The organism is Exiguobacterium alkaliphilum 12/1 (assembly GCF_000714435.1).
In the GTDB taxonomy this organism is placed as follows: domain Bacteria; phylum Bacillota; class Bacilli; order Exiguobacteriales; family Exiguobacteriaceae; genus Exiguobacterium; species Exiguobacterium alkaliphilum.
Window position 1 is genome coordinate 44,965 of the sequence record NZ_JJMW01000044.1, and the last position, 23,737, is coordinate 68,701.

25 protein-coding genes and 1 riboswitch are annotated in these 23,737 nt (G+C 52.3%); of the genes, 18 read left to right on the forward strand and 7 right to left on the reverse strand.

Going from position 1 to position 23,737, the window contains the following annotated elements; all coding sequences use genetic code 11:
* Window positions 1-43 precede the first annotated feature (43 nt).
* Window positions 44-1,006 (forward strand): L-lactate dehydrogenase, encoded by a 963-nt coding sequence (locus tag RT52_RS10740; RefSeq protein WP_152545882.1) that lies wholly within the window; start codon window positions 44-46, stop codon window positions 1,004-1,006.
* Window positions 1,007-1,044: 38 nt separating this feature from the next.
* Here RT52_RS10740 and RT52_RS10745 read toward each other — a convergent pair whose 3' ends face one another.
* Window positions 1,045-2,427, reverse strand: a complete 1,383-nt coding sequence (locus RT52_RS10745) for an alanine/glycine:cation symporter family protein (RefSeq protein ID WP_034817246.1) — start codon at window positions 2,425-2,427, stop codon at window positions 1,045-1,047.
* Window positions 2,428-2,521: 94 nt separating this feature from the next.
* Here RT52_RS10745 and RT52_RS10750 point away from each other — a divergent pair, with 94 nt between their 5' ends.
* The 9 genes from RT52_RS10750 to RT52_RS10790 all read left to right on the forward strand — a co-directional run bounded on the left by RT52_RS10750 (window position 2,522) and on the right by RT52_RS10790 (window position 10,966).
* On the forward strand, window positions 2,522-2,794 hold the full coding sequence (locus RT52_RS10750) for an acylphosphatase (protein WP_034817247.1): 273 nt from the start codon (window positions 2,522-2,524) through the stop codon (window positions 2,792-2,794).
* A gap of 243 nt (window positions 2,795-3,037) precedes the next feature.
* Window positions 3,038-4,357: a branched-chain amino acid transport system II carrier protein gene (gene brnQ / locus RT52_RS10755; protein WP_034817250.1), complete on the forward strand. Its 1,320-nt coding sequence runs from the start codon at window positions 3,038-3,040 to the stop codon at window positions 4,355-4,357.
* Between the two features lie 108 nt (window positions 4,358-4,465).
* The gene (locus tag RT52_RS10760) at window positions 4,466-5,647 is read left to right on the forward strand and encodes an MFS transporter (RefSeq protein WP_034804121.1); all 1,182 of its coding nucleotides are present in this window, start codon (window positions 4,466-4,468) and stop codon (window positions 5,645-5,647) included.
* Window positions 5,648-5,665: 18 nt separating this feature from the next.
* Window positions 5,666-6,511: a DUF72 domain-containing protein gene (locus tag RT52_RS10765; protein WP_034817252.1), complete on the forward strand. Its 846-nt coding sequence runs from the start codon at window positions 5,666-5,668 to the stop codon at window positions 6,509-6,511.
* Between the two features lie 16 nt (window positions 6,512-6,527).
* Entirely contained in the window at window positions 6,528-7,865 is a 1,338-nt protein-coding gene (locus RT52_RS10770) for a bifunctional metallophosphatase/5'-nucleotidase (protein WP_034817255.1), read from the forward strand.
* 49 nt (window positions 7,866-7,914) lie between these two features.
* On the forward strand, window positions 7,915-8,289 hold the full coding sequence (locus RT52_RS10775; RefSeq protein ID WP_034817257.1) for a YutD family protein: 375 nt from the start codon (window positions 7,915-7,917) through the stop codon (window positions 8,287-8,289).
* A gap of 156 nt (window positions 8,290-8,445) precedes the next feature.
* On the forward strand, window positions 8,446-8,751 hold the full coding sequence (locus RT52_RS10780) for a hypothetical protein (protein ID WP_034804131.1): 306 nt from the start codon (window positions 8,446-8,448) through the stop codon (window positions 8,749-8,751).
* Window positions 8,752-8,853: 102 nt separating this feature from the next.
* Complete coding sequence (locus tag RT52_RS10785) at window positions 8,854-9,531, forward strand: DUF975 family protein (RefSeq protein WP_081852697.1); 678 nt, start codon at window positions 8,854-8,856, stop codon at window positions 9,529-9,531.
* A 229-nt stretch (window positions 9,532-9,760) separates the two neighbouring features.
* On the forward strand, window positions 9,761-10,966 hold the full coding sequence (locus RT52_RS10790) for a YibE/F family protein (protein WP_051690345.1): 1,206 nt from the start codon (window positions 9,761-9,763) through the stop codon (window positions 10,964-10,966).
* A gap of 169 nt (window positions 10,967-11,135) precedes the next feature.
* On the opposite strand, the gene glpX is transcribed toward RT52_RS10790, so the two are convergent.
* A complete protein-coding gene (glpX, locus tag RT52_RS10795) occupies window positions 11,136-12,116 on the reverse strand; it encodes a class II fructose-bisphosphatase (RefSeq protein WP_034817260.1) in 981 nt (326 codons plus the stop codon).
* Between the two features lie 158 nt (window positions 12,117-12,274).
* Here glpX and RT52_RS10800 point away from each other — a divergent pair, with 158 nt between their 5' ends.
* Window positions 12,275-12,718, forward strand: a complete 444-nt coding sequence (locus RT52_RS10800) for a DUF86 domain-containing protein (RefSeq protein ID WP_034817262.1) — start codon at window positions 12,275-12,277, stop codon at window positions 12,716-12,718.
* A 4-nt stretch (window positions 12,719-12,722) separates the two neighbouring features.
* A complete protein-coding gene (locus RT52_RS10805; RefSeq protein ID WP_034817264.1) occupies window positions 12,723-13,502 on the forward strand; it encodes a TIGR01457 family HAD-type hydrolase in 780 nt (259 codons plus the stop codon).
* 19 nt (window positions 13,503-13,521) lie between these two features.
* On the opposite strand, the gene RT52_RS10810 is transcribed toward RT52_RS10805, so the two are convergent.
* Window positions 13,522-13,779, reverse strand: a complete 258-nt coding sequence (locus RT52_RS10810) for a NifU family protein (RefSeq protein WP_232819607.1) — start codon at window positions 13,777-13,779, stop codon at window positions 13,522-13,524.
* 102 nt (window positions 13,780-13,881) lie between these two features.
* On the opposite strand from RT52_RS10810, the gene RT52_RS10815 reads away from it, so the two are divergent.
* Window positions 13,882-14,163, forward strand: coding sequence for a DUF1462 family protein (locus RT52_RS10815; protein ID WP_034817266.1), 282 nt, complete (start codon window positions 13,882-13,884; stop codon window positions 14,161-14,163).
* 40 nt (window positions 14,164-14,203) lie between these two features.
* Here the strand turns inward: RT52_RS10815 and RT52_RS10820 are convergent, their stop codons facing one another.
* The gene (locus tag RT52_RS10820; protein ID WP_034817268.1) at window positions 14,204-15,640 is read right to left on the reverse strand and encodes a S8 family serine peptidase; all 1,437 of its coding nucleotides are present in this window, start codon (window positions 15,638-15,640) and stop codon (window positions 14,204-14,206) included.
* A gap of 271 nt (window positions 15,641-15,911) precedes the next feature.
* The gene (locus tag RT52_RS10825; RefSeq protein WP_034817270.1) at window positions 15,912-16,967 is read right to left on the reverse strand and encodes an NAD(P)/FAD-dependent oxidoreductase; all 1,056 of its coding nucleotides are present in this window, start codon (window positions 16,965-16,967) and stop codon (window positions 15,912-15,914) included.
* A 98-nt stretch (window positions 16,968-17,065) separates the two neighbouring features.
* Between RT52_RS10825 and RT52_RS10830 the strand changes: the two genes are divergently transcribed.
* Window positions 17,066-17,302, forward strand: a complete 237-nt coding sequence (locus tag RT52_RS10830) for a YuzB family protein (protein WP_034804163.1) — start codon at window positions 17,066-17,068, stop codon at window positions 17,300-17,302.
* A 202-nt stretch (window positions 17,303-17,504) separates the two neighbouring features.
* The gene (locus RT52_RS10835) at window positions 17,505-18,716 is read left to right on the forward strand and encodes a NupC/NupG family nucleoside CNT transporter (RefSeq protein WP_034817272.1); all 1,212 of its coding nucleotides are present in this window, start codon (window positions 17,505-17,507) and stop codon (window positions 18,714-18,716) included.
* Between the two features lie 174 nt (window positions 18,717-18,890).
* Here the strand turns inward: RT52_RS10835 and RT52_RS10840 are convergent, their stop codons facing one another.
* A complete protein-coding gene (locus RT52_RS10840) occupies window positions 18,891-19,478 on the reverse strand; it encodes an ECF transporter S component (protein ID WP_034804154.1) in 588 nt (195 codons plus the stop codon).
* Between the two features lie 161 nt (window positions 19,479-19,639).
* Window positions 19,640-19,781, reverse strand: a riboswitch (FMN riboswitch).
* 98 nt (window positions 19,782-19,879) lie between these two features.
* On the opposite strand from RT52_RS10840, the gene RT52_RS10845 reads away from it, so the two are divergent.
* On the forward strand, window positions 19,880-20,236 hold the full coding sequence (locus tag RT52_RS10845; RefSeq protein WP_034804156.1) for a HesB/IscA family protein: 357 nt from the start codon (window positions 19,880-19,882) through the stop codon (window positions 20,234-20,236).
* A gap of 107 nt (window positions 20,237-20,343) precedes the next feature.
* A complete protein-coding gene (locus RT52_RS10850) occupies window positions 20,344-21,198 on the forward strand; it encodes an NAD-dependent epimerase/dehydratase family protein (protein WP_034817274.1) in 855 nt (284 codons plus the stop codon).
* A gap of 39 nt (window positions 21,199-21,237) precedes the next feature.
* On the opposite strand, the gene RT52_RS10855 is transcribed toward RT52_RS10850, so the two are convergent.
* Window positions 21,238-22,215 carry an NAD(P)/FAD-dependent oxidoreductase gene (locus RT52_RS10855; protein WP_034817276.1) on the reverse strand — a complete coding sequence of 326 codons (978 nt, stop codon included), beginning with the start codon at window positions 22,213-22,215 and terminating at the stop codon, window positions 21,238-21,240.
* 267 nt (window positions 22,216-22,482) lie between these two features.
* Between RT52_RS10855 and RT52_RS10860 the strand changes: the two genes are divergently transcribed.
* Window positions 22,483-23,694 (forward strand): NAD(P)/FAD-dependent oxidoreductase, encoded by a 1,212-nt coding sequence (locus RT52_RS10860; RefSeq protein ID WP_034817278.1) that lies wholly within the window; start codon window positions 22,483-22,485, stop codon window positions 23,692-23,694.
* The last annotated feature ends 43 nt before the right edge of the window (window positions 23,695-23,737 follow it).

Below are 23,737 nucleotides of genomic sequence, written 5' to 3' on the forward strand. Positions count from 1 at the left end.
GTGAGTCGGGTATGCTAAAAGAGAGCAAGTATTTAGGGAGGTTATGTATATGGAAACGATTGATCCAAAAGACATCACCCGCATCGCCGTCGTCGGCGCCGGCTGGGTCGGTATCAGTTTCGCCTATCAACTGTCTACGGCGGCGCTATGTGAGGAGCTCGTCTTAATCGACTCGAATCACGCCAAAGCCGAAGGGGAAGCGATGGACCTAAACCACGGCATCTCGTTCGCCCCGAGCCCGGTCCGGATTTGGGCGGGGGATTATTCGGACTGTCGGGATGCGGACATCGTCGTCATCACGGCCGGAGCCGCGCAGAAGCTCGGTCAGACGCAGATGGACCTCGCCGAACAAAATGCGACGGTCGTCCGAGACGTCACGAACCAAGTGATGGCGAGCGGATTTGACGGCATCCTCGTCGTCGCGACGAACCCCGTGAACGTCATGGCCCACGTCGCCTGGAAGGCGTCCGGGCTACCGAAACGTCGCGTCATCGGCTCAGGTACGGTGCTCGACACGGCGCGACTGCGCTATAAGGTCGGGGAGTACTTCGACTTGTCACCGCGTAACTGTCACGTCTATTATATGGGCGAGCACGGAGCCGGGGGCTTCGTCGCTTGGAATAACGCGCGGATTTACGGGAAGTCGATTGGGCAACTCCTAGAGGAGAACAATCAGTACAGCCAAGCGGATTTGGATGATATTTATCAACGCGTCCGTGACGCGGCCAACCAAATCATCGAATATAAGAGTGCAGCCTATTACGCGATTGGGCTTGGGCTGCTCCGGATCGTCCGGGCCATCGTCCGCAACGAGAATTCGGTCGTCACAATCGGGGCGCACCTTGACGGGGAATATGGGGTATCCGGCCTTCACATCGGAGTACCGGCTTTAATCGACCGGACCGGGATTCGCCAAATCATCGAAATCGATTTGACTGATGCGGAACAGCAACAGTTCAACGAATCAGCGGACCGGATTCATCGCGCCATCGCGAACGTCGAATAAAAAAGGGACCCGGTCGCGCATGCGGCCGGGTCTTCGCATTAGGACGCCTTCTCTTCGGCGACATCTTTTTTGTAATACTTCTCTGACGTAAAGAACTCGGTCGTCAGTCGCTTCACTTCACCGCTCAAGAGCAAGACGGCAATCATGTTCGGGATGAGGATCATCGCGAGCATCAAATCGAGGAAGTTCCAAATCATTTGGGCTCCGCCGATCGCCCCGATGACGATGGATGCGATGTAGACGATTTTCATGAAGAACCCGGCCTTCAAACCGAACAAGTACTCGGCTTGACGCGAACCGTAAAAGATGATGACGATAATCGTCGATAAGACGAAGAAGATGAGTGAGATGGTGACGAGCAGTCCACCTGTATAGCCGAAATATTCACGGAACGCGATCGTCGTCAAGGCGGCCGGGTCACTCATGGCCCCGTCACGTGTCCAGACACCGGACGACAAGACGACGAACGCCGTCGTGCTACAGATGATGAGCGTGTCGATGACGATTCCGATGACGGCCCAGAACCCTTGACGTACCGGATGGTCGGTTTGCGCGGCGGCGTGAGCGATCGGCGCCGTACCGAGCCCGGCTTCGTTCGAGTAGAGACCACGGGCGAAGCCCCAACGAATCGTCTCGGCGACAGCGGCCCCGGCGAAGCCACCGAGTGCGGCCATCGGTTGGAACGCATACGAGAAGATGAGTCCGACCACTTCAGGGATTTGACTGATGTTCATCAAGACGATGATAAGTCCGGCACCGACGTAGACGAGTGCCATGACAGGTACAACGACTTCTGTCACTTTTGCAATTCGTTTCAAACCACCGAAGACGATGACACCGACAAGGGCGGCGACGACGAGGCCGGTGATGAGCGTATTCCCATCAAACGTCTCGCGCACGGCTGAACTGACGGCGTTGCCTTGCACCATGATGCTCGGGATGAGTTCAATCATGAGCGCGAACGCGAACCAAGAGGCGAGCCACTTCATCTTCAACCCTTTCGCCATGTAATAGACGGGTCCGCCGACGAACTCACCGGCTTCGTTCTTCTCACGATACCGGACGGCGAGCACGCTCTCGGAGAATTTGATGGCCATGCCGACGATGGCGATGACCCACATCCAGAAGATGGCACCCGGTCCCCCGAACATGATCGCTGCAGGCACACCGATGATGTTCGCGGCACCGACTGTAGAGGACAATGCGGACGTAAGCGCCTGCCTTGGGCTGATGTCGCCTTCTCCTTTCGGTTTTTTAAAGACACTGCCGAACGTTTGCTTCACTATGTACAACGGGTATCGAAATTGGAAAAAGCCTAGTTTAATCGTTAAGAAGATGCCAGATAGGACGAGCAATGAGATGATGGGGACACCCCAAAGCCAATCTGAAAATGTGGTCACGCTGTTAATTAGTACATTCACCGAATCACTCCTGTTCCATTATTTTACTTATATATTGTTTCCTATCTCACTTGCGATTAAACCTGAATGCTTGAATAAAAGGAGGAGAACTTATATGACGATTGCGAAACGTCTCATCGTATCCGGGCGCGTCCAAGGTGTCGGGTTCCGTTACTTTACCCAATCGACGGCGCTTGCCTATAAAGTGAAGGGTTGGGTCCGCAACTTGAGTGACGGGACAGTCGAGATTCATGCGGAGGCGGAGGAAAACCAGTATGAATCGTTCAAACAGGCACTCCGAGATGGAAATCGTTTCGTCGGGGTCGAACGGATCGATGAGACCGAAGTGATGGAAGCAGGTCATCGTAAATTTGATATCCGTTATTGACCAATTGTGCAACAAATTCCAATAAATCGGCTTGACAATTGGGCTCACTCTATCAAACGAGGGAGCTTTTTGTGATGAAAAATCCACTTTCCCAAAAAATAAACATCTTTTTTACGGATAGGGTGGTCAAAAAAAGTAAAGTGTGTATAATGAAATAGACCAAGCGCTTATTTGTCAGAAAATTTAGTCATTTAGCACGAATGTTTACACGGAAGGTATTACAATGTATGTGGAGGTAGTTGTATGAAAAAATCGACATTATTCCCGTTAGCGTTTACGATTTTCGCGTTATTCTTCGGGGCCGGGAACTTACTGTTCCCACCGATGCTAGGTGCGATGGCGGGCGAGAACCTCGTCCCAGCCATGATTGGCTTCGTCATTACTGGCGTCGGCCTCCCGCTTCTGGCACTGTTCGCGGTTGCGCGAGTCGGTGGAGGCTCGGATCAAATCGCTCGGTACATTCCGAAGCGTCTGGCGCTCCTTTTGACGGGACTAATGTACGTGGCAATCGGACCGTTCTTCGGGATTCCACGGACGGCAGCCGTCACGTATGAGATGGGACTTGCGCCGTTCCTAAGTGCACCATCGACGCTCACGCTCGCCCTCAGCTCAACTGTCTTCTTCGGATTGACCTTCTTCTTGACGCTCCGCGCTCAGAAGTTGATTGAAATCATCGGTCGTATCATCACGCCGATCCTCCTGCTCTTGCTTGCGGCCATCGGAATCACGAACCTCGTGGCTCCACTCGGGACGCCGTCAGCACCGGCAGCAGGATACGAGACGTGGGTTGGAGCGCTCGGTGAAGGCTTCAAACAAGGCTACTTGACGATGGACGTCTTCGGCGCTCTCGTCTTCGGGGCAATCGTTCTTGTCACGCTTAAAGCGAACGGGATGTCTGACCAAAAAGAGGCGTCATCGCTTCTTAAGACGTCAGGGATTCTTGCCGTCACGTGCTTGATGCTCGTCTATATCTCACTCGGTTCAATCGGTGCGAACATGGCGGGCGTCACAGGTGCGACAGATGGTGCGACGTTGCTTCAAACGTTCGCTGGATCATCGTTCGGTCAAATCGGGATGCTCGCGCTCGGTGCAGCCGTCTTCCTCGCTTGTTTGACGACGGCCGTCGGACTCATCTCTGAGTTCTCGCGCTTCATCAGCAACACGTTCGAGTCACTCAAGTACTATCAAGTCGTTATCGCGACGACGCTCTTCGGTTACTTGATCTCGCTCGTCGGACTCGGAACATTGATTCAAATCGCAGTACCGCTTCTTACACTCTTGTATCCGGTCATGATCGCGCTCGTCCTCGTATCCATCACAGAGCGCATCCAACGCAACCCTCATGTTGCAATGAAAGCGACCGTATACACGGCGCTCGTGCTCTCGCTTTTCGAGACGGCGCATGGTTTACAGCCGTCAGCTGTGACGGCTTGGATCACGAACTTGCCAATGGCTGAGATCGGGCTCGCCTGGGCAGTTCCGACGTTAATCGTCTACGTAATCACGTTGTTTCTTCCGAAACGACAATCGCGTGAGCGACTCGTCCAATCACGCATCTCATAATTGAGTCGAACCCATCCTCTGGTCAAGGATGGGTTTTTGCTGTCTTATCGTTTGCTCATTCCAATCCTGAACAAGTAAAATGAATAGGTGAAAAGGAAGTGACAAACGTTGACTAAAAAACAAAATAAACAATTGGCGATTCTCATGCTCAACATGTTCATCGCCGTCGCAGGTTTCGGAATCATCATTCCGATCATCCCTGACTATTTGAAGATGATCGGCGAAGGCGGGACGGCCGCCGGGCTGATGATTTCCGTCTTTGCCGGTGCGCAGCTGCTCATGTCGCCGGTAGCCGGGAAGTGGGCCGATGTGTACGGCCGGCGTCCGATGATTATCGCCGGATTGATCGGCTTCACGATTTCGATGGGTGTCTTTTACTTATCTGATAACTTGACCGTCTTACTTATTTCTCGGGCAATCGGGGGTGTCGGGGCAGCACTTCTCATCCCGGCCATCTTTGCCTACGTCGCGGATATCACAACGCTCAAGCAACGGGCGAAAGGGAACAGTTATATTTCCGCGGCAATGTCGCTCGGGATTGTCATCGGACCAGGAATCGGCGGCTTCTTTGCCGAGTTCGGATTGAAAGCGCCGCTGCTCTTGTCGGCAATCGTCTCATTCGTCGCCGTCATCTCGTCCATCATTCTATTGAAAGAACCGGACCGAGAAATCGTACCAGTCACGTCCGACACCGAATCGCTGCCGCGCCAGCTGATTTCTTCAACGAGGAAACCTTATTTCTTCGTCCTCGTCATCAACTTGGTCATGGCGTTCGGGCTCATGGCCTATGAATCCGTGCTCGGCTTGTTCGTGAGCGAGACGTTCAGCGCGACACCGCAACAGATTGCGGTCATGATCACGGGGACGGGTATCGTCAGCGTCATCGTGCAACTGTTCGCCGTCGATCGGCTCGTGTCGTTGTTCGGGGAAATCAAAGTCGTGCTCATCTTCATCTTGCTCGCGGCGCTCGGCTTCTTGTTCTCACTATTCGCGGGATCTTATGCCATCTTTTTCGCTGTTACGCTCATCATCTTCTTGTCGACATCCATCCTCCGTCCGGTGCTCAACACGCTCGTGTCGAAGATGGCCGATAAAGAACAAGGATTTGCGATGGGGATGAACAACGCCTATATGAGTATCGGGAACATCGTCGGCCCGACGCTCGCTGGAATCGCATTCGACATCGATATGCGTTATCCATTCATCATGGGACTCGTCTTGCTACTCATCACGTTCGGCGGGACGCTGAATTGGACGAGACGAAAGCAAGTCGCCACGTTCGAACAATAAGAGAAGGAGGGAGACAAGATGATTTATGTCGGTGTGACCGGGTGGGGAGACCACGATCTCCTCTACACGAACCCGGAAGAGCGAAAACATAAACTATCGACATATGCGGGGCACTTTCCGACCGTGGAAGTCGACTCCTCGTTCTATGCGATCCAACCGGTCAAAAACTATGAGAAATGGAACCATGAGACACCGGATACGTTCCAATTCGTCGTCAAAGTTTCCAGGGAAATGAGCGGGCATGACCGAGAACCGAAACTTCCACTGAAGGAAGTCTTCGAGCGATACCGGACCTCGGTCGAGCCTCTGAAGCAGGCAGGGAAGTTACGGGCGGTGCTCGTCCAACTCCCACCTTGGTTCGACGTCTCGAAACCCCATCTCGACTACTTGCGGACGATTCGCGCAGAGCTCGCCGACTATGAGGTCGCCATCGAGTTTCGCAACCCGACCTGGTTCTCTGAGGCGTTCCGGGACCGGACGCTCGCCTTCTTGACCGAGCAACGGTTCATCAACACGATTTGCGACGAGCCGCAGACGAAAGAGAGCAGTATCCCGTTCGTCCCGGTCGTGACCCATCCATCGGTCGCTGTCGTCCGTTTGCATGGACGAAACACTGCGGGTTGGCTCCGAAAACCGGGAATGACGAGCCAGGAATGGCGTCACGTCCGTTGTTTGTATCGCTATAGCGAAGAAGAGCTACAACAGTTGGCGGATGCGCTTAAAAAAGTCGATGAGGCTGCGGACGATGTGTACGTCTATTTCAACAACAACTCGGCCGGCGATGCTGTGCCAAACGCCAAACGTTTGATTGAGATACTCGGTACCGAGTATGAGCTCGCGCCGAGCCAAATCAGTCTGTTTTAAAAAGAGAGGGGCGGCCATGGACACGATTACGATGTTTCATTACAACGATTTACACTCAAAATTTCAGACGTGGCCACAACTCGTCTCGTTTCTAACTGAACGCCGTCAGGCCGAAACGCTCGTCTTTGATCTCGGGGACCACGCCGACCGGACGAACCCGGCGACGGAAGTGACGAAAGGGCGTGCCAACGTCCGACTGCTCAACGAAATCGAACCGACAGCGGTGACGATCGGCAATAACGAAGGCATCACGTTCCCGCACGATTGGCTCGACGCCTTGTATGAGGATGCGACGTTCCCGGTACTTCTTTCGAACGTATACCATCAAGACGGGACACGTCCGGATTGGGTGACGGAAACCCTCGTCTTAGAACGGGCCGGTATGCGAATCGGCCTGTTCGGGGTGACGGCGCCATATGAGGAGCTATATCCCGAACTCGGCTGGCAAGTCGAGTCGCCGCACGAGGCGACCGCCCGCTCGCTCGAGTTGCTCGCGGACTGCGATATCATCGTCGCGTTGAGCCATCTCGGTTTCTATGCCGATGAACGGCTCGCCACGGCGTTCCCGCAACTCGACGTCATTTTAGGGGCGCATACGCACCACGTGCTCGATGACGGTGTCGTGAAGAACGGCGTCTTAATCGCCCAGGCCGGGAAATTTGGCAAGTACGTCGGGGAAGTGACATTGACGGTTGACTCGGGGCGCGTCATAGCGAAGCGGGCTACCCTACACGATCTATCCGACCGCCCGTTCGATGGACCGACAGAGCAGACGCTACGACAGGAATACGTAGAAGCGCAACGATTATTGGACGTGACCGTCGCCGTGACGCCAGGTTATGCGTCGGATTGGTTTGGTCCATCTCCAATCGCCGAGCTGTTGGCGGACGGGCTGACGGAATGGTGTGATGCCGAGGCTGGCGTCATCCCGTCCGGTGTATTGCTCGACCGGTTACCGCCGGGCGATGTGACGCTCGATATGCTACATCGGATTTGTCCGCACCCGATCAACCCGTGTGTGCTGACGCTCGACGGGACGACGCTCATCCGCTTTTTAGAGGACGTACATGAAGAGGCGTTCACTTCCATGCACGTCCGTGGTCTCGGATTTCGCGGGACCGTGCTCGGGCTGCCAACGCTCCATAACATTGAGTCGACGGGCGGACGGTGGACGATTTCCGGTAAACTGATTGAAGCGGCGCGCACGTATCGCATCGCAACGGTCGACATGTTCACGTTCGGACCGCTCCTGCCGTATTTGGCCGAGCAACGAAAGCGTTACTTCATGCCGGAACTGTTACGGGACGTGTTGCATGAGACGATTAAGCGTCACCACGTCCTGCGAAAAGGGTGAGGCGGCAATGGAGCGCGCATGATATGATAAGAATGTGGAGGTGTGAGTCATGATTAGAGTGAATCGCCACGGCTATACCGTCATCGAAGAGAAGCGAGACGGATTTGACGAGGAGGCGTTCATCGCGCGTTATAGCGATGTGCTCGATAAATACGATTATATCGTCGGGGATTGGGGACATGGTCAACTTCGATTGAAAGGTTTTTATGAGGCCAAATCGAAGTTTGCCACGTACGATAATCGAATCGACCATATGATGGATTACGTGTATGAGTACTGTAACTTCGGTTGTCCGTTCTTCGTCTTAAAAAAAGAGACGGAGATTGACGAGTCGGAAGACGGTCCTGTCTTTGGAGGGACGAAACAACCGCTCAAATTGAAGCGGAAATTCAAGAAGGCAGAAGAAGATGCTTCTGAAACATGACGCGCTGATGACATCAGCGCTTTTTTGTTACAACTTTTTTCCAAAATGTTTCGTTTACGTGAAAAGACGCTGTGATAGGTTTAGACACCTGAAGATTGTGATACCTTATTCATAAGATGTTGTTTAGCGTTTTGAAGGTACGGAAGAGGTGAGTGGATGGAACACGCACAAATGACGACCGTCGGCGATCGTGACGACGTCCATAACCGGATTCACAATTTAGGGTTAGGGCTGTTGACGATGTTGTTTTTCGGACTTGGAAGCATCATGACCTTTTATTTTACCGCCGCGGTTTTATTATTTGAAGTAACGCACGTCTTGTTCATCCGTCGCTTCGAATATCGACATGCATTTTTAAGAACGCGTTTGTTTAAAGCAACCTCACTTGCTGCGGTTGCAATCGGAGTGCTCTTATTGATTTTATCGATGTCGCAATTTTTCTTAGGCAATGTGATGTACTGAAAGGGAGAAGGGAAAACCTTTTTCCCTTTTTTCGTATTTTCATGAAACTTTTTCATTTGTTTCACGTACACTAAGGAAAGACTATAATAAAGGATGGATGATATGACAGCTCAATGGAAAAAACACGCACGTGACATGTTGGCAGGGAAATGGTGGCTTCTTGCCGGAATTTTAATTGTGTTTACGGCGCTGAACGCCATTCCACAATTCGTTTCGCCCCCGGTCGACCCGGATACGGTGCCGACGACGAATGAGACGATTCTCACGTTTGTCTCGCTCGTCTTATCGCTATTGATTGCGCCGCTTTCAATCGGCTGGTCGTGGATTGCGCAAGACGTATCACGCGGGAATAATCCCGTCATCTCAACATTGTTCGCACCGTTTCGTAACAGTTACGTGAAACACGTTCTCGCACCGATCTTGATGGGAATCTTCATTTTCCTTTGGTCCTTGTTACTAGTGGTTCCAGGGATCATCAAATCGTTCTCTTACTCGCTCACGTATTACTTGTTGCGTGATCAGCCGGAACTGTCTGCGCTCGAAGCAATCACAGAGTCGCGCCGTTTGATGGATGGACACAAGATGGAAGCGTTCAAACTCGTCTTGTCGTTCATCGGTTGGTTCTTCGTCGGTATTTTGACGCTCGGAATCGGATTCTTGTTCATCTATCCGTACTTCTCGACGGCGTACGCAACGTTCTACGAGTCGATTCAACAAGAGCAACACCCGGAATCACAATTCATGACGAACCATTCGACGGATGGCCCGACTGGATTCTAAATCGTTTGATGAAAGCGACTGACCCTCGAATCGAGGGACGGTCGTTTTTTGTAATGGTGAATCCTCGTATACCATTCGTATCCGTTAACGTGGCATCAATAGACAACCGATCCTTTTATATTACAGTTCAATATAAAAATGAAGATATGAGATGAATCAACATACTCCTTTGCTATAATATATTTTCATTGTTGTCATATTGATTGCACAAAAAGGAGAAAGAAATAACATGTTTAGATTCGTCACCCTCATGATTTTTGCGCTTCTACTGATTCCGTCTTCTGTCTTCGCAAGCTACACGCCACCACCGATGAACCCAGGCGAAGAGGAAATGATGTATGAGATGCCAGATACCGTCAATACAACTGCCCGCGTCCTTGAAGTCGTTGAAGAGAGGACAGAAATAGAGGAAATAACACAAGAGGAACGAGAGTTTCAGCTATTAAATGTCGAGATCTTATCTGGTGAGTACAAAGGCCAGGAAATCGAGATTGAAGGCTTCAATTATGTCGACACGTATTTTGCGAACAGCAATTTTTGGTTTAAGGAAGGGGACCGCATTACCGTCGGACTTCAAATCGAAAATGGTGAAATCACGCGCGCTTACCCAATCGGTTACACGAGGGATGTGCCGACCTACCTTCTAGGTGGGTTATTCATCGCGCTGTTACTCCTCTTTGGGAAAATGAAAGGTCTTAAGTCGGTCATTACGTTAGGGCTGACCGTCTTTATTCTCTTCAAGTTTATGATTCCATATTTGTTAGAAGGGTATAATCCGGTAATGCTAGTTCTTGTTACCGGCGCCATCGTCACGACGCTAACGTTCGTGATCGTAAGTGGTATTTCCCGGAAAACGCTTGCTGCGATTACCGGAACGGTCGGCGGATTAGGTGCGGCAGCTTTGATTTCTTTTCTATTCATGAGTCTGATGAAACTGTCCGGTTTTCATGGGGAGGAAGAAATCATGCTCGGCATGCTTGATTCAGAAAACGCGATTGATTTATCCGGCCTCTTGCTCGCTGGGATCATCATCGGGGCGCTCGGTGCCGTCATGGATGTCGCGATTTCGATTGCCTCATCGCTTGAGGAAATCAAACGAAACAATCAACACGCGACGTATAAAGACCTGTTCAAGTCCGGAATGAACGTAGGCGGGGACATCATGGGTACGATGGCGAACACGTTGATTCTCGCTTATGTCGGGGCCTCCTTGCCGATTCTCTTACTGATGAATGCGTATGAATATCCTTTCGGTCAATTAATCCATATGGAACTGTATAGTGTGGAAATCCTGAGGACGCTTGCTGGGAGTATCGGTCTCGTGCTCGCCATTCCGATCACGGCGCTCGTCTCGGCGTTCTTGCTTAGTAAAGGAGAAATCCAGACAGCGCAAGATTCAACGACTCGGATTGGTGACCGAGATACAGGCTCATAACGAATATCGTAAACGATTTATCAATCTGATCATATCAGGTGGCCCCGGTCTTGCTTTGGGGCCATCTTTTTTGTGAGGTGATTGCCAGCGAAACGCGTTCGACCAGAAAAAAACCTGTACGGCGTCCCTTTAAAAAGGGAGAGGCCATACAGGTTTCAAAGCAGATTGATCAGACGTTCACTGGTTGCTTCTGCAAATAGGGTTTGAGTGAGAGCGTATGCTCGGCGACGACTTTACGAATCGTCTTCGTCTTCGAGCGCATGACGAGCGACGTCGTCTCGACGATGTCGTCCGTCAAGAACTTGACGCCGTCGAGCAGTTCACCGGTCGTGACACCGGTTGCGGCGAAGATGCAATCATCGCTCTTGACAAGGTCATCGAGTGTGAGCAATTGGAGCGGGTCTTCAATCCCCATCGAGATGACGCGTGCCGTCTCTTCTTCGTTCATCGGGTGCAGGCGAGCTTGCATATCGCCACCGAGCGCTTTGACGGCCGCTGCCGTGATGACGCCTTCCGGTGCGCCGCCCGTCGAGATGAAAATATCGATCGGGTTCGATTTGACGGCTGCAGCGATTCCAGCCGATACGTCACCATCTTCGAACAATTTGACGCGGGCGCCCATCTGAATGGCCGCTTGTCGCAAATGCTCATGACGGTCCCGGTCCTGCATGATGACCGTCACTTCCTCAATTCGTTTTCCGTTATACAAGGCGGCCTTCTCGATGATCGATTCGAGCGGTTCGTCGAGCGAGACTTTCCCTTTCAAGTTCGGTCCGACGACGAGTTTGTCCATATACATATCTGGCGCGTGGAGGAGGGCGCCTTTATCAGCGACGGCGATGACGACCATCGCGTCTCCGAGGCCTTTGGCGACAATCGACGTCCCTTCGAGCGGATCGACAGCGATGTCGACTTCAGGACCGAACGTCGTCCCGAGACGCTCGCCGATGTAGAGCATTGGCGCCTCGTCGAGTTCACCTTCGCCGATGACGACCGTCGCATCCATGTTGACTGTGCCGAGCACTTCTCGCATCGCCGACGTCGCGGCGTCGTCCGCTTCGTTCTTCTGACCGCGACCGATCCATTTTGATGAGGCGAGTGCGGCTGCTTCTGTTGCCCGTACGATTTCTAACGCTAATTCTCGTTCCATAGTGTTGTACCCTCCACGTGATATCTATTTAATGTGACATACTAATTAAAGTGTTTATCCGTGGATTAGTGTATCACAATAAAAGAAATGATGTAAATAGGGGAGTTTCTTTTCTCGTTCTTCAAAAAAGATTATGATAAGGGACAGGGGGGATTCGAATGTATTTTGTGAATAGAGAAAAAATCAATGCGACATTGGCCCATATGGAAGCGATGCTCGACCGAATCGATGGACTCGTCGGGGACGCGTTCACGGTCGAACTGGCAAAGGAACGGCTCGCCGTCCACTTGATGGAAGGCGTCATTGACGTCGGGAACTCGATGATTGACGGGTTCATCATGCGTGATCCGGGGAGTTACGAGGACATCGTCGACATCTTGCTCGACGAGCGAGTGCTCGATGCGACGACCGCGGAGGCGACCAAATCGTTGGTGGCGTTACGCGCCTACTACGTCCGCGAGTTCGTCACGTCCGACAGCGCGAGGTTTGATGACTGGGTCGCATCCTCACTTGAGGACTTCCGAGCGTTCCCGGAACAGGTCCGACGCTATCTTGAAGTCGAGCTCGGGCCGGTGTCGGCATTTCTACCAGAAAGCGAGTGATTGGATGGAGACGATTAAAGGCTATTTATTTGATTTAGACGGGACGATGTATGCGGGGACGGCCCCGATTCAAGCAGCCGTCGATTTCGTGAACCGACTTGAGGCGACGGGGTTCCCGTACTTGTTCGTGACGAACAACGCCTCGATGACGCCGGCCCAAGTCGCGGACAAGCTCGTCAAGATGGGCGTCCATGTGACCCCGGCGCACGTGTTGACGAGTGCGATGGCGACGGCACGTTATATCGAGAAGATGACGCCGGGGGCGACGGTTTACATGATTGGCGAAGACGGGCTCCGCATCGCGCTTGAAGAGCGCGGTTTCGTAATAACGGATGAACCGAAAGCGGATTACGTCGTGATCGGGTTAGACCGTCACATCACGTATGAGAAGCTGGCCAAGGGGGCGCTCGCGATTCGAAGCGGGGCGCGCTTCATCTCAACGAACGGAGACATCGCGATCCCGACCGAACGCGGCTTCTTACCGGGGAACGGGGCGCTCACGTCCGTGCTCGCGGTCACGACAGAGAAAGAGCCGTTCTTCATCGGCAAGCCGGAACCGGTCATGGTCGATATCGCCTTGGAGATGATCGGGCTCTCGAAAGAACACGTCGTCATGGTCGGCGACAACTACCATACGGACATCTTGTTCGGCATTAACGGCGGGATTCGGACGCTTCACGTCAACTCAGGCGTCCACGGACCGGCGTTCATCCGGGAACAAGAAAAACTCCCGACCTACATGGTCGAGAGTTTGGATGAGTGGATGCACGAAAAAAAGGGATGACACACGTCTCCCTTTTTGTTTAGAATACTTGTTCGACTTCGACGATGCCAGGCACTTCTTCGATGAGCGCGCGCTCAATGCCGGCTTTCAATGTGATGGTCGAAGACGGGCAGCTGCCGCAAGCACCCATCAAACGGAGTTTGACAATGCCTTCTTCTACATCGACGAGTTCGACGTCACCGCCGTCGCGAAGCAAGAACGGGCGTAATTTATCGAGTACTTCTTGGACTTGATCGAACATTTCCATGGTATCTACCCCTTTCTGGTTCCCTTTCATTCTAGCAAGTTTGAGATTGTTTCTCAATCATTAACGCTGAGCGTTTCCATCCCTGCATCGGGAACGCGTTTTGTATAATAAGAAACAAGAGGGGGAATCGCCATGAAAATCACAGTATATGGGACTGAAGTCCAGTGCGCGAGTTGCGTCGGGGCACCGAGTTCGATTGAAACGTACGAATGGTTGCAAAGCGCACTCGGCCGCAAGTATCCAGAGCACCATTTCGAGTTCGAATATATCGATTTCGAGACGGTCGAGGATGAGTTTTCTGAGGCACTCAAACAAGATGAGTGGTTTTATCCGCTCGTGCTCTTGAATGGGGAAGTCGTGGACGAAGGGGTCGTCCAGTTGCGGAAAGTGTATGCCGCCATCGATCAAGCGTAAAAAGAGTCGGACGTGTCCAATGGACGCGGCCGACTCTTTTTTAACGGAGCTGGAATGACGTCGTCGCCGAACCGGCCGTGTAGCCTGAGAGCGTCGCGTCTGATTTCACTTGATACGTGCCTTTTTGTGAAGAAGACGTCGTCGAGAGCGTGAACGTGATCGAACCGTTCGCTGCCGTCTTGCCTGTCCCTGTCAACGTCGCGCCGTTCGGTTGTGTGACCGTCACGCGGACGTCCGCGTTGGCGACAGCTTGACCGTTCGCATCACGAACCGTCGATGAGATCGAGACTTGTTCACCGGCAGTGTACGTTGCTTTTGACGTTGTGACCGTCGTCGCGAGCGCTTGAACTGGTTGCGATGTGCCGCCAGAAGCTGGAGCTTGAACGAGCCCGTTACCGAACCACGTGTCGCGACCAGTCGGACCGAGATCGATGACGTCTTGCGACAAGCGTGTGCGGAGTTGCGATGCTGAAAGTGTTGGGTACGCTTGCTTCATGAGCGCCAAGTTACCCGCGACGTAAGGTGTCGCCATCGATGTACCGCTCAATGGACCGTAGCCGCCATTGTAAAGCGTCGAGTTGATGTTCACACCTGGAGCTGCGACTTCGACCGTGCTACCTGTCGCTGAGAACGAGGCGCGGTTGTTGTTGATATCCGTCGCTGCGACCGCGATGGCTGAGCTGTAACGAGCCGGGTAGTTGACGAGGTCGCCTGTTCCGTCGGCGCGTCCGTTGTTCCCGGCAGCAGCAACGACGAGGATGCCGGCGTTATTGGCGCGGTCGACGACTTGTTGAAGTGTTGACGAGTGACTCGTCGTACCTAAGCTCAAGTTGATGATGTCCATTTGATTCGAGATTGACCAGTCGATTCCGGCGATGATACTCGATAAGCTACCGCTACCGTTTGCTTCAAGTGCTTTGACGGCATAGATGCTCGCTTCGTGGGCGATTCCGACCGTTCCGATGCTGTTGTTGCGAGCGGCGATAATTCCGGCAACGTGAGTCCCGTGACCGTTGTCGTCGGCGTATGAGCTTGTCACGCTACTGAACGAGGCACCGCCCGAGATCGTTAAGTCAGGGTGTGCCGAGATGCCGGTATCGACGACGGAGATTTTGACGCCTTTCCCGGTGAATCCACTTTGCCAAGCGGCCGGCGCTTTTAGCTTTGGAATGCCCCAGTCTTGTGTCTGGTTTTCGATTTGAACCGTTTGGTCGACTTCGACGTGGGCGATGTTCGGGTTGTTCTTCAAGCCATTAAGTGCAGCTTTTGGCACTTCGAGCGCCGCGGCCGGAATGTTCGCGTATTGCTGACGAACTTCGAGTCCAGGAATCGAGAGCGGGTTCTTCTTGGCCGAATCCTTGAATACGACGATGACACGTTCTTTCCCGTTGTCGCTAGACGCATCCGCGACTTGTGGAGCAGATGACAAGACGAGAAGCGAGGCGAGGACGGTACTGCAAAGTTTTTTCTTCTTCAATGTGGTTCCCCCTTTAGGTTATGTAGGCGTTATTGACGCGTCCGCCGGTCCGATGAGGCGACGAGCGACGCATGTTGTTTGCCGTGTCCATAATGTAACAAGGATTTCCATTGGGATGTAGATGTCAATTGTATCAATATTCTGAATATTAAAAATGTGGAAACGGGGACATCGGTTCAGGACTTTTGTCACGCCCATGCAGATTCGCAAAACGTCCCAGACATGAAAAGACGCGACCTCCATAAAGGAAGTCGCGACTTCAGCTGAACCGTTACTTAATGACTTTATGCTTCCAGAGAATGCCGGACTTTAGTAACCGCGCTACTTTCCCAGTGAGCGATTGTTTACCCATGAAGACGCCGAAGCCGGCTTTCTTTCCGAGTGAACCGAGCGTCCCACGGAGTTTGATCGCTGGCAAGTCGGGATATGCCACGCCTTTCCATTTGCAGAGCAACACTTGGACGATTTGCTCGGCCTGTGCCTCTGCCAATTGACCGGAAGGGGCGTAAGGCAGGCTCGCGTTATCCCCGACGATGAAGACGTCCGGCGCTTCCGGGACGTGATGATGCGGCGTCAACTTGACACGGCCACCGCCGTCGAGCTCCCATCCTTGATTGCGGACGACGGCGACCGGTTGAATACCGGCCGTCCAGACAATCAGGTCTGAGGCGAAGAGGTCGTCGTGATTCCATAGCCCGTCCGCATCGACACGCGTGATGTTGGCGTTGTTGATCACGTCGACGCCGTGCTCTTCAAACCAGGACTGGACGTACATCGAGACGCGATTCGACAAGAACGATAAGACGGAAGGACCGCGGTCGAAGAGACGGACGGTCAAATCCGGACGGCTTTCCCGGAGCTCACTGGCGAGCTCGACGCCCGACAGTCCGGCCCCGACGATCGAGACGACAGAACCGGGCGACAGTCCGTTGATGGCCTGTTGCGTCTTCCGTGATTCTTCAAGCGTCTGGATGCTATACGTGAATTCGGCTGCACCGGGCACGTTATGGTATTTGTCCTCACAGCCAAGCCCGATGACGAGGTCGTCATACGGAACTTTTTCCCCGCTTGCAAGGAGTACCATCTTGTCTGTCGTGTCGATGTCGGTCACTTGGCCGTATATGTAGTCGATTCCTTCCGGGAAGTCGACCCGGATGTCACGGTCTGATACCGTTCCCGCGGCCAATGCATAATACTCTGTTTTTAACCCATGATAAGGCAGTCGATCGACGAGTGTGATCGAGATGTCATTCAGCTGATGGCTGAGCACACGTTCGATAACACGCATTCCCCCGTAACCGCCCCCTAAGACGACTAATTTGCGCATAAAAATCCCCCTTTGTTACTCTTTAACTGTATCATGTTATAATCTGCCGTAGAAGAACCATTTTCCTGATTCTATAGGAAAGAAAGACGGTGAAAGCAATGATGAATCCAATCATCGAGTTCTGTGCCTCGAACTTAGCGATGGGCTCTCAAATCGCCCGCGCCAAGCTCGAAAGCGACCCTGACCTCGACGTCGTCGAGTACGGTTGTACCGGCTATTGCGGCGTCTGTGCGCTCGACTTGTTTTGTCTCGTCGATGGAGAGGTCGTGACGGGAGAGACGCCCGAAGAACTCGTGACGAACGTATATGAAAAAATCGAAGAGATGGCATGGTAAAAAGTTTGGAGTTTCTTCAAACTTTTTTTCTTTTTGACCCGTTGCTTTTTTAAAAACGGTCTGTTATATTCAAAGAGGTTCGAATGTAGGTTGTCTGACGTTTAACATCAAAAAAAGAAAGCGTTTCAAACGGTAGGACACATCTCTTTTCGGGTATGACACAAATAATAGCTTTTCTTAATATGAAAGGAGCACAACACCAATGAAAATCATGAGTGTGGTTGGTATTTTGGCACTAATTGGAATCGCTTACATCTTTTCAACCAACCGTAAAGCCATCAAGTGGCGCACAGTCTTAGCGGCGTTCGCGATTCAGTTCTTGTTCGCCTTCCTCGTCCTTTACACTTCAGCAGGGCGGGCCGTCTTACTTTGGATCTCGGAAGGGGTTCAAAACGTGTTGAACACGGCGAACGCAGGAATTAGCTTCGTCTTCGGTACAGCTGTAGGCGGGGACAACTTCGTCTTCGCATTCCAAGTCTTGACGATTATCGTCTTCATGTCTTCGCTTATCGCACTTCTTTATTATATCGGCGTCATGCAGTGGGTCATCCGGATCCTCGGGACGGCGCTCGCGAAAGCGCTCGGCACGTCACGTAAAGAGTCGCTCTCGGCGACGGCGAACATCTTCGTCGGTCAAACAGAAGCACCGCTCGTCATCAAACCGTATCTTCCTTCGATGACACAATCAGAGCTCTTCGCAGTCATGGTCGGTGGTCTCGCCTCGGTTGCCGGTTCGGTACTTGCTGGATACGCCGCACTTGGTGTCCCGCTTTCATACTTGCTCGCAGCGAGCTTCATGGCTGCTCCAGCAGGTCTCATGTTCGCGAAAATCATCGTTCCTGAGACGGATGAGCCGGATGACAACATCGAAATCGCGGAAGATGAAGAGAACAAAGCAGCGAACTTCGTCGATGCGGCCGCACGCGGTGCCTCGGACGGTCTCTTCCTCGCCTTGAACGTCGGTGCGATGCTTCTTGCCTTCGTTTCATTGATTGCACTCGTCAACTTGATTCTCGGTGGAATCGGTGGCTTGTTCGGATTCGGTGACCTTACGGTTCAATTGATTCTTGGTTATGTGTTTGCTCCACTCGCATTCGTCATTGGTGTTCCTTGGGCAGATGCCGTTCAGTTCGGTAGCTTCCTAGGACAAAAACTTGTCTTGAACGAGTTTGTTGCCTTCTCTGAGTTCGCACCAATCATTGGCACAGGTGAGCTTTCGGCTCGTACGGAAGCCATGACGGCGTTCGCACTCTGTGGATTCGCCAACATCTCGTCGCTCGCAATCCTTCTCGGTGGTCTTGGTGGTATGGCGCCAAACCGTCGCGGTGACATCGCACGGATGGGTGTCCTTGCAATCCTCGCAGGTACGCTTGCAAACTTGATGTCAGCGACACTCGCTGGACTTCTTCTCTAATCGAATACGAGAGAATCAGAGCGATCACTTCGGTGGTCGCTCTTTTTTTGTAAGCATGCTGATCGTCCGTGACGAGATGCAGTCACTTCTCATAGCTTCGGCCAATTGGCGTGCCGGTTCTTTTCTTTATAACGGGTCCATAGAAAAAAGCACCTATTTCTAGGTGCTTTCCACTTATGCTTGGAGTTGCATGCGCTGGCGTTCGATCCACGGCTTCAATTTAATGAAGAGCGGGACGAACAATGCTGTAATCAACAACGCTTTAATGAGGTTGAACGGCAAGATTCCATAAAGGACGAGGTTCGTCTTCACAGCCGGATCGGCCATCTCAGCCATCCCGAAGAAGAACGCGTATGCCGGTAAGATGATTAAATAGTTCAAGATTGCCAAGCTGAGCGCCATCGTGATCGTTCCGGCAAGAAGACCTGAAGCGAGCGCTTTGTTCGTTTTACGTTTATGGTAGAACCAAGCGACCGGATACATGAAGGCGACACCTGCGAAGAAGTTTGCAAGTTCACCGACCGGAACGCCGCCACCGTTAAAGACATAATAAAGGACGTTTTTTAGAGCGACGACCACGACGCCTGCGAGTGGCGAGAAGACGATACCGGCGACGAGCGCTGGGATGTCACTGAAGTCCACTTTTAGGAACGGTGGTAGGAAAGGCAGCGGGAAGTTAAAGAGCATCAGTACGAATGAGATCGCCCCGAGCATCGATAACGTCACCAGTGTAGTCAATCGTTTGTTGCGCGTTGTTTTCATCAAAATCTCTCCTTTTGTCGCTCCTTGATGAATGGCACCCGTCGCATAGAAAAACCCGATTGCATCATAACAATCGGGAGAGTTTACGCGCATACGAAATAGATGTTTCCCGTCGCGGAAAAGACCACGTCAAAGAAAACATCCGAATATCGGTCGGATGCCGCCATCTTCTCCCATCCAGACTATACTGTCGGCTTTCGAATCTCACGAAATCAGCAAGCAACGCCTTGCTCGCTCACGGGCTGAGAAGAACTTGTCTTCAATACCGCCGGTCGGGAATTTCACCCTGCCCCGAAGATGGAACGATTTAATTTTTTTTGTTTACAGTTTAGTTATACAAGATAATCCACAAAATCTCAAGCGAGTTGACTTGAGGTTAAGATAATGAAGGAGGAGTTCAGATGATTCATTTGACAGAATCAGCGGCGCTTCAGGTCATCGATATGATGAAACAGACCGAACGCCCCGATGGACAGTATTTACGGATCAAAGTACAAGGCGGTGGGTGTACCGGTCTGTCATACGGGATGGGATTCGACGAGGAAAAGACGGACAAGGACGTCCAGTTCGACCATCACGGGGTCCGCGTCATCGTCGCCGAGGCCGACCATGGAGTCGTCGACGGGCTCGAGATTGACTATAAGCAGTCGATGCTCGGTGGTGGATTCACGATTAAGAACCCGAACGCCATCGCGACGTGCGGTTGCGGTTCGAGTTTCCGGACGGCGACGAACGCCGGGACACCAGGAGATTGCTGAACGGGGAGGTTGCAGACATACGTCTGCGACCTTTTTTTGTTCGTAGGTTATTCCAAGGAAATGAACGGGAATATTGGAGACAGAAGGATGAAAAGGGGGCAGGGAGGATGAGAAAAGTACTGATTTTCGGTGGATCGCGCTATTTTGGTAAACGGCTGGCGCTTCGATTGGCAGAGGCGGGAGACGACGTGACGATTGTGACGCGAGGGCAACTGCAAGTGCCGGAGGCGGAAGGCATCCGCTCCATCAAAGGAGACCGTCAATCGGTGGCGACGATGAAAGACTTGTCACGGGAACGTTACGACCTTGTGTACGACAACATCTGTTTCACGCCCTATCAGGCGAAAATCGCAGCCGATGCGTTCATGGACCAAGTCGGGAAGTACGTGCTCACGTCGACGATGTCCGTGTACGCACCCGGCGCCGAGCTGAAGGAGAGTGACTTCAACCCGCTCCATTACGACTATCATCTCGATGCCGAGCACGATTACGGTCAAGGGAAGCGGGAGGCGGAATCGTACTTCTTCAACCGGGCCTCATTCCCGGTCGCGACCGTCCGGCTCCCGATTGTGCTCGGTCCTGACGACTATACGGACCGCCTCAAGTTTTACGTCGATGCGATTCGCCGGGAAGAGCCGATCGTCCTCCATCGTCCGGAGGCGAAGATGGGCTTCATCTCAAGTTTTGAAGCGGCCGCTTTCTTGGAATGGGTCGGCCGGGCGAACGTGACCGGGCCGTTAAATGCGGCGAGCGAGGGGATCATCTCGATGGGGGCGCTCATGGAGCGAATCGGTCAGCATCTCGACAAGCCGGTTCATATCATCAAAGACGGGGAATCTTCGCCTTACGACACGGACGTCGACTATTACATGTCGATTGCCGAGGCGAAAAAGGCGGGCTTCGTTTTCACGAAACTTGATGATTGGATCGACCGGGTCATCATCCAAACGATTCGCAAATGAAAAAACGGCCTCTCATCAATCGATGAGGGGCCGAGTCACTTATTTCCCGGCAAATACCGAGGTCGAATGTTGTGGGTGACGCGCCGTCGGATCGACGAGCTGCTTCACTTGGTTGATGGCAATCGGGGCTTCACCGAAGCCTGTCGCGATCAGTTTGACTTTTCCTTCGTATGTGGCAATGTCTCCGCAGGCGAAGATGCCGGCGACCGTCGTCTCCATACGTGAGTCGACACGAATCGTGTTCTTCTCGAACTCCATACCCCAGTTCTTGATTGGGCCGAGTGACGAGACGAAGCCGTAGTTACAAATCAAGTCGTCGACTTCGATGAACTTCGACGCACCGTCTTTGTCCGTCAATTCGACCGACTCGATGTGCGTCTCTCCTGAGAGTGACGCGATGTTGTACGGCGTCCAGACGTTGATTGTCGAGGCTTTCATCTGCTCGACCGTATGTTCGTGGGCGCGGAAACGGTCACGACGGTGGACGATGTGCACTTCTTTGGCGATTCCTTCAAGCATGAGCGCCCAGTCGACAGCCGAGTCGCCGCCGCCGGCGATCATGACGCGGCGATCGCGGAACTTCTCCATGTTGTCGACGAAGTAATGTAAGTTCGCATAGTCTTCGCATCCATCGAGACCGAGCGGACGTGCGGCGAATGCCCCGTTCCCGGCTGTGATGATAATCGCTTTCGTATGGTACTCATCTTTGTTCGTCGTGATGTGGAACGTGCCGTCTTCAAGGCGTTCGACCGTTTCCACCGTCTCGCCGAGGCGATAGTCCTGTTCGAACTGATCGGCTTGAGCTTTCAGTTGGTCAATCAAATCTTGGGCTTTCACTTTTGGGAAGCCGGCGATGTCGTATATATATTTTTCTGGATAGAGCGTTGATAATTGGCCGCCGAGTTGTGGCAAGCTCTCAATCAACGTCGCATCGAGTTGGCGCATACCTGCATAAAATGCGGTGAACAACCCGACTGGGCCGCCACCGATGATGATCACATCTTTCGTCGATTTCATCGAATTCCTCCTCAAAACGTATACATTTATTATAATGACAATCGTCAATTAAATCCATTCTGTACAAACATGCAACAGATTCAAAAAAAATTCAAGAAGATAAGCTTTTCCATTGAGAAATCGAAACAAAGAGCGTACAATGGCATAGAAGCAATTGTGAACATTGGTTGAACAAGGTTTAGGCTTTATTGTGAACATTTATGTGAAAAAACACACAACATGATTGTTCAAGAAAACAAATCTAAGAAACATAAGGTGGAAATGAACATGAAACGACCTAACATTGTTATTCTCGGCGCAGGTTTTGGTGGATTGATCACAGCGGTCAACCTCCAGAAGACACTTTCAGCTGGAGATGCGAACATCACGCTGATCAACAAACATGATTACCACTACCAAACGACATGGCTCCATGAGCCGGCGGCAGGGACGATGAAACCTGAGCAAGCTCGTATTTACATCAACGACGTCGTCAACCCGTCACGAGTGAAATTTGTCAAAGGGATCGTCGATCGCGTCGATACTACGACTAAGCAAGTGTTGCTCACAGACGGCTCGACAGTCGAATTTGATTACGTCGTGTTCGCACTCGGCGGTGTTCCGGAAACGTTTGGTATCCCGGGCCTCAAAGAGAACGCGATGACGATCAGCTCGCTCAACAGCGTGCGTAAAATCAAAAACCATATCGAGTACTCGTTCTCGGAATATAAATCAAACAACTCGGCAGATCGTTCATACGTGACAATCGTCGTCGGTGGTGCAGGCTTCACAGGAATCGAGTTCCTCGGTGAGCTCGTCAACCGAATCCCTGAACTTTGCAAACAGTATGACGTCCCACGCGAAGCGGTCCGCATCGTCAACATCGAGGCAGCTCCGACTGTCCTTCCTGGATTCGATCCAGACCTCACGACATACGCCCAGAAATGGCTCGAGCGCAACGGTGTCGAGATGAAGCTCGGTAACGGAATCAAAGGCGTTGAGCCGGGCGTTGTCACGTTCGGACCACTCCAAGGTGACACGACAGAGACGATTCACGCGAACACGATCATTTGGACAGGTGGCGTCAGCGGTAGCCCGATTATCGAGAAGTCTGGCTTTGAAGCGGTGCGTAACCGTGTCATGGTCGAGGCGGACAACCGTGCCCCTGGCCACGACAACGTCTTCATCATCGGTGACTGCTCGGCCGTCATGGACCCGGTATCGAACCGTCCATACCCGCCGACAGCTCAAATCGCGACACAACAAGCACACAACGTCGCGAAAAACATCGCCGCGCTCATCAACGGGAAATCGACTTCGAAATTCACGTACGAGAGCAAGGGGACTGTGGCGTCACTTGGTCACAACGATGGAATCGGGATCGTCATGGGTAAAAAAATCTTCGGTCGCAACGCTTCATTCATGAAGAAAGTGATCGACAACAAACACTTCCTCGAATTGAAGAAGTATGGACTCGTCCTTAAAAAAGGGAAGTTCTAAGCAATATGCTCCAGAGGCTGGGACATAACTCAGTAGATTTATA